We start from the raw sequence: 11805 nt of genomic DNA on the forward strand, positions 1-11805 counted from the left end.
AGTTCACGCAGGAGTCCAGGACCAAAAGTCTCCTGCACGAGCTCGAATCTCCTGCGTGAGCTCGGGCCTGTTGCGTGGCGTCGTGCCGCTGACGGGCTACGCGGCCGGAGTGCATACCGCTGGTGGAGTACGCGACCGGAGTACGCCACCAAAGTTGTCAGGCCCGGCGCCGGATCCGGCGGAGGCGCACACCAGATCTGGCGGAGAAGCCGCCTGATCCTGGCACAGGGCTAGACCACGGTCGTGGTGAGTCGCACTGACTCGAGCTGCTCCGCCCGCGTGGGGGCGGCGTGTACGGTCACGAGTTCGTCAACATCTGCATGCTGCGCGAACGCCGCCAGCTCCTCACGCACGCGCTCGGGCCCACCGATTGCCGTGTGCGTGAGCATGCCTCGAATCTCAAGGCCGGCCGGGGTGTCCATGAGCGATGCGGCCTCGTCCGCGGTGAGATCCTGCGCTCGCCCGCGGGAGAGAAAGCGGCGTACCCGGTCGAGCTCGGTACGCGCGAAGAGCCGCTCGGCTTCCTCGTCGGTGGCCGCCGCAACGACGTTCACGCCGGCACTGACATAGGGAGCCGGGTGCGCGGCGCTCGGCGTGTAGTTTGCGCGGTAGTGCTGCACCGCCGTGGTGAGCAATTGCGGTGCGAAGTGAGACGCGAACGAGTAGGGGAGCCCGAGCTGCGCAGCGAGTTGTGCGCCGAAGAGGGACGACCCGAGGATTGTGAGCGGCACCTTCGTACCGCGGCCGGGATACGCGTTGACGGCGGTGCGCGGCAGTTCGTCTGAGAGGTACTGCTGGAGTTCGAGCACGTCGGAGGGAAAACGCTCCGCAGCCTCGTGGGTGCGGCGCAGCGCCCGGAACGTCGCGCCGTCGGTGCCCGGCGCGCGGCCCAGCCCGAGGTGAATCCTGCCGGGGTGCAGCTCTGCGAGCATGCCAAACTGCTCCGCGATAACGAGCGGGGAGTGATTCGGGAGCATGACTCCGCCAGAACCCAGCCCGATGGCTCGCGTGTGCGCGGCGACGTGGGCGATCAGTACCGCAGTTGCGCTCGACGCGATCGAGGACATGTTGTGGTGCTCCGCGTACCAGATGCGCGTATAGCCCTGTTGCTCCGCGAGCTGCGCCAGTGCGACCGAGTGCGCGAGGGCATCGGCGATGCTGCCGTCGGCTTCCACAGTTGCGAGATCAAGGATTGAGAGTGGGGGCAGCGTTGTCATACCCGGTGCAACACCCGGCGGGGGCACGCTATTCCGGCGGTGCCACCGCGGCGGCACCGCCGGGGCAGCACCGGGGCAGCGCCGGAACAGCACGGTGCCACCGCGGTGGCAGCTCGGGGCCAGAGCCGTGGCATTGCGCGGCGCTGGGAGAGCGGGGCGGCCGCAGGCCACAGCGGCCGCAGGCCACAGCTCCGCAGGCCACGGCGCCGCAGACCACAGCGGCCGATCCCGAACCCGGGATCGGCCGCTGCGGTCACGCGAAACCGAGCGCTACTTGCCCTGTGGCGTCCACGACTTCCACTGGCCACTGCGTTCGAACTCGAGGTCGAGCGGGATATTGCTGCGGTCTCGCAGCAGAATCGTTGCGAGCATACCGAGGCTGGTCATGATGAGCAGGTACACCACAATGGCCCAGGTGCTTCCAAAGGTCTGCAACAGGATCTGCGCGATCGTGGGGGCGAATGCGCCGCCGATGACGCCGCCGAGCGCGTAGCTGATCGAGATCCCGGAGTACCGCACCGAGGCAGGGAAGCTCTCTGCGAACCAGACAGCCGCGGGTCCATAGGTCAGGCCGAGCCCGACCGCGAGCAGACAGGTTCCCAGCAGCACGCCTACTACGCCACCGTTAAAGACGAACTGGAAAAGCGGGATCACGCCAATTGCCTGCACGATCCAGCCGATCGCCATGATGGGCTTGCGGCCGTAGCGGTCGGAGAGAGGGCCGGAGAGGTAGGTGAAGATGGCCCACACGATCGCGGCGGTGAGCACCGCGAGTTGCACCTGGACCGGGTCGTAACCCAGGCCGCCATCAACTTCAGGGCGTGAGGCCAGGCCCTGCACGTAGCCGCCGGTGAGCATGTAACCGACTGCGTTGTTCCCTGCGAAGAGCAGTGCGCTGAGGATCACGAGGGGGAGGTGCCGTTTGAAGATCTGCACGATGGGCGCAGATTCTTGCTGCTTGGCCTCGGCGATCTCGCTGAACACTGGAGACTCATCGACGGTGCGGCGGATGATGAAGCCCACAATGATCAGCACGACCGAGAAGAGGAACGGCACGCGCCACCCCCACTCTTCGAACGCATCGCCGGGCGCGATGACACGCATCAGCGCGAGCATCGCCGACGCGAGCAGCATGCCAAACGGCACACCGAGCTGGGGGAAGATTCCGAAGAGGCCGCGCTTGCCCTTGGGCGCGTGTTCCACCGACATCAGTACGGCGCCGCCCCATTCGCCGCCCGCTGAGAGGCCCTGGAGGATGCGCAGCAGCACGAGCAGGATCGGGGCAGCGATGCCGATCGACTGGTACGTCGGAAGCAGACCGATACCGACTGTGGCGATTCCCATGAGGAGCAGCGTGATGACGAGCATTGGCTGGCGGCCGAGCTTGTCGCCGAAGTGGCCGGCGAGGAACGCTCCCAGTGGGCGGAACAGGAAGGACAGGCCGATTGTCACGAGCGAGAGGATCTGCATCATGCCTGGCCCCGCGGGCTCAAAGAAGAGCTTGGCCAGGATCAGGTTCGCGGCGAACGCGTAGATGAAGAAGTCGTACCACTCGATTGTCGTGCCGATAATCGAGGCGGCAACAACTTTACGCCGCTCTTTGGGGGTGCTCGTGGGAGCTACTGCGGATTGAGTCATTATTTGACGCCCTTGTCCAACTATAGAAACTACTGTGGTTCGCCTCAATGCTACGGCACTATCCAGGTGGATACCGAATCGAGACGTTCGGCAGTCCAGGGGGTCCTGGCGAGTGACTGCGTGCCGAATCCGGCCGTGAAGTTCGCCTCAAATGGAGATACGGTGGTGACATGCAGCTCCCCGCCGGCACTCAGCTTGTCCCGCTCGACTCTGGAGATCGGCTCGAGGAGGTGCTCCGGTTTGACGCCTGGGCGTACCCCACCGGTGTCGCCATCTCAGACCTGCTCGAGCTGGCCATTCCACTCCCGTGGGGCCGTGCGTGGGGCGTCGAAAATGAGGCCGGCGAGCTCGCCGCGATGTACGCCGCCTACACTCTCGCGAGTTTTCCCGTACCTGGAGCAGTCGTTCCCGGTGCCTGGCTCACCTGGGTTGGCGTGCATCCCGGGTATCGACGGCGCGGCATTTTGCGTGAGCTGATCGCACACCACTTTGCAGACTGCCTGTCGCGCGGTGAAGCGATCTCGGGGCTCAACGCTGCAGAAGCCGGTATCTACGGCCGCTTTGGGTACGGCATGGCGGCGACACAAGTGTCGCTGACGATTCCCCGCGGCGCATCGCTCCGTGACGTGGCGGGCAGCGCCGAACTCCTGGTCGAACTGCGTGAGTGGGATGCTGAGCGAGACGGGGCCGAGATTGCGGCGCTGCACGCGGGCTACGCGGCGGTGCCAGAAGGGCTGGGGCGTCCCGGCTGGGTGACTTGGGAGACTGCGGGACTGCGTGCAAGTGCGGATCAGGACGCCCCTGCTCTGCGCGAGGGGCTCGAAGTGGAGCGACTGCTCGTTGTGCGCGACACGGCGGGAGCACCGCGTGGCTACGCGCGGTTTCGCCGGAAGCCGGGCTGGAAGCGCAACGTCCCTGACGGCACAGTGGAGCTGCGTGATGTCGTTGCGCTCGACGCGGCTGCCGCGCATCGGATCTGGAGCGTGCTGCTCGACCTCGATCTCATGGCGCGCGTTGAGACGGGGCCACTCACGACCGATGATCCGATCCTGACTCTGCTCGTCGACGCGCGCTCAGCCATGCCCGTGACGAATGACTTGGAATGGGTGCGGATCCTGGATCTGCCGCGCGCCCTCGCTGAGCGGCGCTACGCTGCTCCCATTGATGTCGTGCTCGAGGTGACCGACGCGCTCGTGCCGGCAAACGCTGGCAGATGGCGAGTGGCTGCCGAAGCATACGGCCATGCTGAGGTGACGCAGACGGCTGAAGAGCCGGACTTGTGGCTCGATATTCGGGAGCTGGGTGCGGCTCACCTCGGGGCTACTTCTTTGGCGGCTCTCGCACAGGCCGGCCTCGTGCGCGGAGACACACAGGCGATCGCTCGTGCCGCGACCGCGTGGTCGTGGCCGATCGCAGCTGGCGCCAGCTGGGTGTTTTAGGGCTGGATCGCACACAGCCGTTCCGTCGCCCGGTGGGGCGGCGGAACGGCTGTGTGCGACGAGCGCGTGTGGATTATTCGGCGTCGACGATCGTGAGTAGCACGTGCCCGCTCGGCACGGTCTGGCCCAGCGGCGAATCGACGCCGGCGATCACACCTGAGCGGTGCGCGTAGATCGACTGCTCCATCTTCATCGCCTCGAGGACCACGACGAGGTCGCCCTCGGCGACCTCCTGACCTTCCTCGGCGGCGACCTTGACGACCGTTGCCTGCATCGGGGCGGTGATCGCGTTCCCCGCCGCCGTCGCAACGCCTGCGCCCTTTGCGCGGCGCGGCGCTGGCCCGCGCGTCACGTCCTGATCAACGAGGGGGAGCAGCGTGGCTGGCATCGACACTTCAACGCGGCGGCCCTCGACCTCAACGACAACGGAGCGGCGTTTTGGATCCTGCGAGATCGGCGGAACTTCGCCTTCCCAGGGCTCGATGTCGTTCGTGAACTCACTCTCGATCCACAGCGTGTACACGCCAAAGACGCCGTCGGGGGCTGTGAACGCGGGGTCGCGCACGATCTTGCGATGGAACGGCAGCACCGTGGGGAGCCCCTGCACCTCGAACTCGTCGAGCGCGCGGCGGGCGCGCTGCAGCGCCTCTTCGCGAGTCGCGCCGGTGACAATGAGTTTGCCGAGCATCGAATCGAATGCGCCGGAGACCACGTCGCCTGAGCTGACTCCAGTATCAACGCGAACACCGGGACCGGAGGCTGGTTTGAACAGCGTGACGGGGCCCGGCGCGGGAAGGAAGCCGTTCCCGGGATCCTCACCATTCAGGCGGAACTCAAATGAGTGGCCGTGCGGGATCGGATCGGCGTAGTCGATCGTGCCGCCCTCTGCGATCCGGAACTGCTCTCGGACGAGATCGAGCCCCGTGACCTCTTCGGAGACGGGGTGTTCGACCTGGAGGCGCGTGTTGACCTCGAGGAAGGAGACAGTGCCATCCTTTGCAACGAGGAACTCACAGGTGCCGGCGCCAACGTAGCCGACCTCAGTGAGGATCGCCTTTGATGCAGCATAGAGCTTGGCGTTCTGATCGTCCGTGAGGAACGGTGCTGGCGCCTCCTCGACGAGCTTCTGGTGACGACGCTGCAGCGAGCAGTCGCGAGTTGAAACAACCACCACGTTGCCGTGTTGATCCGCCAGGCACTGGGTCTCCACGTGACGGGGCTTCTCGAGGTACTTCTCGACGAAGCACTCGCCGCGACCGAACGCAGCGACGGCCTCGCGAGTCGCCGAATCGAACAACTCGGGGATTTCCTCGCGGGTGTAGGCCACCTTCAAACCGCGGCCACCGCCTCCGAAGGCCGCCTTGATCGCGATCGGCAGGCCGACCTCATCAGCGAACGCCACCACCTCGGATGCGTCCTGTACCGGGTCGCTCGTGCCGGCAGCGAGCGGTGCACCGACTTTCTCGGCAACGTGCCGGGCGGACACCTTGTCGCCGAGCCGCTCGATCGAGTCGGGGCTCGGCCCGATCCAGATCAGTCCGGCCCCGATCACGGCGCGCGCGAAGTCGGCGTTCTCGGCGAGGAAGCCGTACCCGGGGTGCACAGCGTCGGCACCTGAGCGACGCGCGACAGCGAGCAGCTTGTCGATCATGAGGTAGGTATCTGCGCTGGTGGTGCCGTTCAGCGCGTACGCTTCGTCGGCGAGCTGGGCGTGCAGGGCGTCGCGATCCTGGTCGGCGAATACGGCGACGGATGCGATGCCGCTGTCAGCGGCGGCTCGGATGATGCGGACGGCGATCTCACCGCGGTTGGCGATGAGGACTTTACGAATGCGCGACATAGGCTCCAGCCTATTGGAGGGGTGGCCCTCGCCCTTGGATATATGGCACAAACCTTTCGATGATCCGTTGCGGAAGTGGACAGCGCCGGTGTGGAGCAGTGCGCCACGTGCTGGCGTGTCATGCGGCGTAGGCGGTGTGAATGCAAGGTATTCCCCGGGAAGGACGCACGCACTACGCTGTGACTGTGCGGCACCGTGGCTGCGCCGCCGTCACCCCTCCCGCAGAACAAATGGAGCACACCATGGCACAGAACAACGATCTCGATTCCCTGCTCAAGAACATCCCGGTGGGTGAGCTCGCTGCGAAGTTCGGTGTTGATGAAGACACCATTGGCGCAGCTGTGCAGCAAGCACTTCCCGGTCTGATCGGCGGCATGGCCGTGAACGCGAGCGACGCAGACGGCGCCGCGAAGCTCGAAAGCGCAGTTCAGAAGCACCAGCCGGCTGAGGGCAAGATCGGCCTCGACGCGATTGACACTGACGACGGCGAGAAGATCGTGAAGCACGTGCTCGGTGACAAGAAGGACGAGGTGGCTCAAGCCCTGGGCCAGCAAGCCGACAACAACGCGATTGCTGGCCTGGTGCCGCAGCTGCTCCCGCTGCTCGCTCCGCTCGTGATGCAGTTCCTTGCGGGCAAGATGAGCGGAGGCAACCAGGGCACTGTGGCGTCGGCATCGAACGATCAGGAGGCCTCGGCGGCGTGCTCGGCAACCTGCTTGGCGGCCTCGTCGGTGGCGGCCAGCAGAACGCGCAGGCGTCTTCAGGGGGTGGCCTCGGGGATCTGCTCGGCGGCCTGCTCGGCGGTGGCGGGCAGCAGCAGTCCGCAGGCGGCGGCTTGGGCGATCTGCTTGGCGGCCTGTTCGGCGGCAAGAAGTAGGCACTGGTCTCGGAGCACCACCCCGCCAACGCCAGGAGCGATTCTGTACACTGGCGGGGTGGTGAATCCTGAAATTCAAGGGCGGGTCTACCCGCCGACCCAGCCCTATCTCGTCGGCCGTGAGAAGATCCGCGAGTTCGCTCGCGCTGTGCTGAGCGAGTCTCCGCTTCATCTCGACTCGGAGGCCGCGCGCCAGGCCGGATACTCAGATGTGATAGCTCCCCCGACCTTCGCGGTCGTGGTGCAGGAAGCGACTCTCGCGCAGCTGCTCGCAGATCCCGAAGCGGGCGTCGATTTCACCCGTGTGGTGCACGGAGACCAGCGCTTCAGTTACACCCGCCCGATCGTCGCTGGAGACGAACTCACGGCGACACTCACGATCGCCGCCGTGAAACAGCTCGGCGGTCACTCTATGGTGACCGCTTCGAGCAGCATCTCGGACGCCGCTGGCGAGCATGTGGTCACCGCGATTTCAACGCTCGTGGTGCGCGCGCCCGAGCCGGACGACACCGCAGCAGAGGGGAGTGCCGCATGAGCACCGCACCCGTATTCGACCAGCTGAGCGTCGGCGACACCGTCGCGGAGCGCGAGCTCACCCTGACCCGCGATCGCCTCGTGCGCTATGCCGGTGCCTCGGGTGATTTCAATCCGATTCACTACCGCGATGACGTCGCGGAAGCGGTCGGCCTGCCCGGCGTGCTTGCGCACGGAATGCTCACCATGGGTGCCGCTGGAGCGGTCGCTGCGGATTGGCTCGGCGAGAGCGGCTGGGTGCAGGATTTCCAGTCACGCTTCACGCGCCCCGTCCCGGTGGACGCTGTGGCGGGGGCCGCGGTGAGCGTCACGGCGGTGGTCGGTGCACTCGACACTGCTGCGCGCACGGCTCGGATCGATCTCAAAGTGGTCTTCGAGGGTGCAACTGTACTGGGCAAAGCCCAGCTTGTGGCGGCATTCGCGTGACCTCGCCTGACCGCGACTCGCCTGCAGTGGTCGCGGACACCACACCGCTTGCTGAGCTGACCACGATGCGGGTCGGTGGTCCGGCCGAGCGAATCCTCGTGGCGCACACACGCGACGAGTTGACCCAGCTCGCTTCCGAGCTGTGGAGTTCTGGCGAGGACTGGCTGCTGCTCGGCGGTGGCTCAAACACCGTGGTGCACGATGACGGCTTCCCGGGCACCGCGCTCCTCGTGCGAACCTCCGGGATCGAGGAGATCGCGGATCCGGAACTGCCCGCTGGAAGCGTGCGTGTGCGCGTTGCCGCTGGCGAAAACTGGGACACGCTGGTCGCGACCGCGGTTGAGCGCGGCTGGGCCGGCATTGAGGGATTGTCTGGGATCCCCGGTCTCGCGGGTGCCGCCCCGGTGCAGAACATCGGGGCCTACGGTCAGGAACTCTCAGACGTGCTGCACTCGATCGAGTTTCTCGATGCGCTGAGCTCTGCCCCGCGCCGAATGACCGCGGACGAGCTTGAGCTCGGGTACCGTGACTCAGTGATCAAGCAGGGCCTCGAAGGCGTGGTGCTTTCTCTTGACCTCATTCTCTCGGCCTCATCGGCCGGAGCGAGCGCATCAGCCTCCGCTGCGGTGTCAGCCCCTCGGCGCGGCAGACACGGCGCAGATCCTGCTCCGAGCGCTGATCCGGCGGTGGCAGAGGGTTCGGAGGCGATCGCACCGAGTCCGCCTACTCCGATGGCGCCGGTGCGCTACGCCCAGCTTGCCACTGCGCTCGGCGTCGAGGTGGGCACGGAAGTCCCGATTCGAGTGCTGCGCGATTCTGTACTGCGGTTGCGCGCGGCCAAGGGGATGGTGCTCGACGCCGCGGACCATGACTCGTGGAGTTCCGGGTCGTTCTTTACGAACCCGATTGTGACGGAGCGGTTTGCGCGTACGTTGCCTGAGGGGGCGCCGAGGTTCCCGATGGCTGCGGTTGAGGCGAGCGACACGGTGATCTCGTTTGAGGAACTCGCTGCAGGGAAGCAGCCGCACAGTTCAGGCCCCGTGCCCGAGCGCATGGTGAAGCTCTCCGCTGCGTGGTTGATTGAGCACGCCGGAGTCGCGAAAGGGTTCCGGTTGCCGGGATCCGGGGCTGCGGTGTCTTCGAAGCACACGCTCGCGATCACAAACCGTGGGGGAGCAACGGCAACCCAGGTCGCCGAGCTCGCTCGCTTCATCGTGCAGCGCGTGCAGCAGGAGTTCGGTGTGATTCTCGCGCCTGAGCCCAATCTGTACGGGCTCGAACTGTAGCGGTCGCGATGCGGATCCAGATCGTTGGCGCCGGTCGCATGGGGACTGCGCTCCATGCGGGGTTGCGCGCGGCCGGCCGGGCTGCCGAGGTGCTTCCCCTCGTGGGGCGAGGCGCGACGGGAGCCGGCGCGGATGTCGTGCTGCTGGCGGTGCCGGACGCCGCGATTCCGGAGGCCGCGGCACAGATTATCCCTGGACCGCTCGTCGGCCATCTGTCGGGCATGACGGGCCTCTCCGCTCTGGCTCCGCACGAGGCGTTCAGTCTGCACCCGCTGCTGAGTGTGACCGGGAAAGCGACGGACTTCGCAGGCGCCCACGCCGCGGTCGCCTGGTCGTCGGAGCGTGCGCGGAACGTCGCAGCAGAGCTTGCAGAGGTTCTTGGGCTCACCATCTTTACGGTCGCAGATGAGGATCGAGCCGCCTATCATGCGGCAGCCAGCCTGGCCGCAAATTCGCTCGTCGCACTCGAGTGGGTCTCTGAGCGCCTTGCAGTGACGGCCGGCGTGCCGCGGGAGGCGCTCATCCCCCTTGCACGTGCAGCCGTTGAGAACTGGGCAGCGCGCGGCGCAGCCGCCGCACTTACCGGCCCGATCGCACGCGGTGACGAGGAGACCGTTGCTCGCCAGCGCGACGCCGTGGCCGCCCGGTTACCCCAGGAGCTCGCGCTGTTTGATGCGCTCACCACTACGACACGAGCGCTGGCAGATTCTGCTCTCGGCGTGGAGCTCGGCTCCGAAGTGGCACCTGACCCAGCTGGCAGCCGCGAGCCGGACTCCCTGGACACATCGACTCCCGAGGATGGGCAATGAAGACCGTACGCACGATCGCCGAGTTGCGGGCGGAATTGGGGAATGCGCGCGCAGCAGGTGCGAGGTCGGTCGGCTTTGTGCCGACGATGGGGGCACTCCACCGCGGACACCTGTCGCTGGTGGATGCGTCTCATGCGGAGAACGACGTCGTCGTACTCTCGATTTTCGTGAACCCGACCCAATTCACCGAGGCGAGCGATCTTGCGGCGTATCCGCGGCAGGAGGCAGCCGATGCCGCGCTTGCTGAGGAGGCCGGGGTCGATCTGATTTTTGCGCCCTCCGCCGCTGAGATGTATCCAGCGGGGTTCGCTACGACCGTGCGCGTGACGGGACCGCTGACGGAGACGTTAGAAGGCGCGGGCCGCGGCGACGCGCACTTTGACGGGATGGCGACCGTCGTGTCAAAGCTGCTGCTTGCCGTCCAGCCTGACGCAGCCTACTTCGGGCAGAAGGACGCCCAGCAGTTGCTCGTGGTGCAGCGGATGGTTGCTGATCTGGGAATTCCGGCGCGGATCGTGGCGTGTCCTACGGCACGAGACTTCGATGGCCTCGCCCTGTCAAGTCGCAACGTACGCCTGAGTGCTGCCGAGCGGGAGCGGGCGCTCGGGATCCCCCGCGCACTTGAGCGCGTTGCGGCGCAGCTTGCAGCCGGCGAGCACGGGGTGTCGGAACTGCGGAACACGGCCGTGGACGTGCTTGCTGCGGCGGGGATCGAACCGGAGTATCTTGCCTTTGTGAGCCCGACGGACTTGACCCCCGTTACCGTCGTGACCGATGCCGTATTGTGCGCAGTCGCGGCGCGCTTTGGTGAGGTGCGGCTGATCGACAATGCGGTGCTGAACCCGGCCCCGGCCGGCGAGAAGGAGTAACCCGATGACACGAATCACGATCCCGCGGCTGCGTGAGATGCAGGCCGCTGGCGAACCGATCGTCATGGTGACTGCGTATGACTACCCCGGGGCGCGTGCGGCCGAGCGCGCTGGAGTCGACATGGTGCTCGTGGGCGATTCTGGAGCGCAGGTCGTGCTCGGGCACGACTCGACTGTGGCGATTACGACAGATGAGCTGCTCGTGCTGTCACAGGCCGTGCGGCGCGGCACCCAGACCGCGTTCATGGTGAGCGACGTGGCGTTTGGTACGACGGAATCCTCCGACGCACAGGCCATCGAGACGGCGGTGCGCTTCGTGAAAGAGGCCGGTGCCGATGCGGTGAAGCTGGAGGGCGGGAACGCCGCGCGCCTGAGTCGGATTCGGGCAATTGTTGACGCGGGCATCCCGGTCGTTGGGCACATTGGCCTGACACCGCAGACCGCGACTGCCCTGGGGGGTTTGCGGGCGCAGGGGCGTACGGAGGCGAGCGCCGCACGCCTGGTTGTTGAGGCGCTTGGCGTGCAGGAAGCCGGCGCGTTTTGCATGGTTGTTGAAGCGGTGCCCTCAGAGATCACCGCGGTGCTGCGCGAGGCGCTCGATATCCCGATCATCGGGATCGGGGCCGGGCCAGCAGAGGGGCAGGTACTCGTGCTGCACGATCTGCTTGGTGTGACGGAGGGACGCACCGCGAAGTTCGTGAAGTCGTACGGCACGGTCGGGGCAGACACGACCGAAGCGATCGCGGCGTATGCCGCTGAGGTGCGCTCGGCAGCCTTCCCCGGCCCAGAGCACGGCTATGCGGCGACGCCGGAGGCCGTGGCCGCCGCCAGGGCCGCCCTGGACTAGTCAGCCCAGGGCCTCTGCCCCTG

The 11805-nt window shown here is 66.5% G+C and carries 10 protein-coding genes and 1 pseudogene; 8 read left to right on the forward strand and 3 right to left on the reverse strand.

Translation table 11 applies throughout. The features are described 5' to 3' along the window. Positions 1-230 precede the first annotated feature (230 nt). Positions 231-1217: an LLM class flavin-dependent oxidoreductase gene (locus K1X41_RS11085; protein WP_133615441.1), complete on the reverse strand. Its 987-nt coding sequence runs from the start codon at positions 1215-1217 to the stop codon at positions 231-233. Between the two features lie 270 nt (positions 1218-1487). After that, entirely contained in the window at positions 1488-2855 is a 1368-nt protein-coding gene (locus tag K1X41_RS11090; protein WP_132201440.1) for an MFS transporter, read from the reverse strand. A 170-nt stretch (positions 2856-3025) separates the two neighbouring features. Here K1X41_RS11090 and K1X41_RS11095 point away from each other — a divergent pair, with 170 nt between their 5' ends. Continuing rightward, positions 3026-4294, forward strand: coding sequence for a GNAT family N-acetyltransferase (locus tag K1X41_RS11095; RefSeq protein WP_220174638.1), 1269 nt, complete (start codon positions 3026-3028; stop codon positions 4292-4294). Positions 4295-4367: 73 nt separating this feature from the next. Here K1X41_RS11095 and K1X41_RS11100 read toward each other — a convergent pair whose 3' ends face one another. Next, positions 4368-6134, reverse strand: a complete 1767-nt coding sequence (locus tag K1X41_RS11100) for an acetyl/propionyl/methylcrotonyl-CoA carboxylase subunit alpha (RefSeq protein ID WP_220174639.1) — start codon at positions 6132-6134, stop codon at positions 4368-4370. 242 nt (positions 6135-6376) lie between these two features. Between K1X41_RS11100 and K1X41_RS15755 the strand changes: the two are divergent. From K1X41_RS15755 to panB, 7 genes and pseudogenes are all read left to right on the forward strand, one after another. After that, positions 6377-6706 (forward strand): annotated as a pseudogene (locus tag K1X41_RS15755) (DUF937 domain-containing protein); the annotation flags it as partial. A gap of 363 nt (positions 6707-7069) precedes the next feature. Further along, the gene (locus tag K1X41_RS15760; RefSeq protein ID WP_132201448.1) at positions 7070-7546 is read left to right on the forward strand and encodes an FAS1-like dehydratase domain-containing protein; all 477 of its coding nucleotides are present in this window, start codon (positions 7070-7072) and stop codon (positions 7544-7546) included. After that, complete coding sequence (locus K1X41_RS11110; RefSeq protein WP_220174641.1) at positions 7543-7971, forward strand: MaoC/PaaZ C-terminal domain-containing protein; 429 nt, start codon at positions 7543-7545, stop codon at positions 7969-7971. The genes K1X41_RS15760 and K1X41_RS11110 overlap by 4 nt, the downstream gene beginning before the upstream one ends. Then, positions 7968-9257 carry an FAD-binding protein gene (locus K1X41_RS11115; protein WP_258566516.1) on the forward strand — a complete coding sequence of 430 codons (1290 nt, stop codon included), beginning with the start codon at positions 7968-7970 and terminating at the stop codon, positions 9255-9257. The genes K1X41_RS11110 and K1X41_RS11115 overlap by 4 nt, the downstream gene beginning before the upstream one ends. Positions 9258-9265: 8 nt before the next feature. Beyond that, entirely contained in the window at positions 9266-10066 is an 801-nt protein-coding gene (locus K1X41_RS11120) for a DUF2520 domain-containing protein (RefSeq protein ID WP_220174642.1), read from the forward strand. Beyond that, a complete protein-coding gene (gene panC, locus K1X41_RS11125) occupies positions 10063-10935 on the forward strand; it encodes a pantoate--beta-alanine ligase (RefSeq protein ID WP_220174643.1) in 873 nt (290 codons plus the stop codon). Before K1X41_RS11120 ends, panC begins: the two co-directional genes overlap by 4 nt. A 4-nt stretch (positions 10936-10939) precedes the next feature. Next, positions 10940-11782 (forward strand): 3-methyl-2-oxobutanoate hydroxymethyltransferase, encoded by an 843-nt coding sequence (panB, locus tag K1X41_RS11130; protein ID WP_132201456.1) that lies wholly within the window; start codon positions 10940-10942, stop codon positions 11780-11782. Positions 11783-11805 lie beyond the last annotated feature (23 nt).

It is taken from the genome of Leucobacter luti (genome assembly GCF_019464495.1).
Classification (GTDB): Bacteria; Actinomycetota; Actinomycetes; order Actinomycetales; family Microbacteriaceae; genus Leucobacter; species Leucobacter luti_A.

Coding starts and splice junctions, on each gene's coding strand:
- K1X41_RS11085 (WP_133615441.1), bottom strand. CDS start 1,217: ATGACAACGCTGCCCCCACTCTCAATCCTTGATCTCGCAACTGTGGAA.
- K1X41_RS11090 (WP_132201440.1), bottom strand. CDS start 2,855: ATGACTCAATCCGCAGTAGCTCCCACGAGCACCCCCAAAGAGCGGCGT.
- K1X41_RS11095 (WP_220174638.1), top strand. CDS start 3,026: ATGCAGCTCCCCGCCGGCACTCAGCTTGTCCCGCTCGACTCTGGAGAT.
- K1X41_RS11100 (WP_220174639.1), bottom strand. CDS start 6,134: ATGTCGCGCATTCGTAAAGTCCTCATCGCCAACCGCGGTGAGATCGCC.
- K1X41_RS11110 (WP_220174641.1), top strand. CDS start 7,543: ATGAGCACCGCACCCGTATTCGACCAGCTGAGCGTCGGCGACACCGTC.
- K1X41_RS11120 (WP_220174642.1), top strand. CDS start 9,266: ATGCGGATCCAGATCGTTGGCGCCGGTCGCATGGGGACTGCGCTCCAT.
- panC (WP_220174643.1), top strand. CDS start 10,063: ATGAAGACCGTACGCACGATCGCCGAGTTGCGGGCGGAATTGGGGAAT.
- panB (WP_132201456.1), top strand. CDS start 10,940: ATGACACGAATCACGATCCCGCGGCTGCGTGAGATGCAGGCCGCTGGC.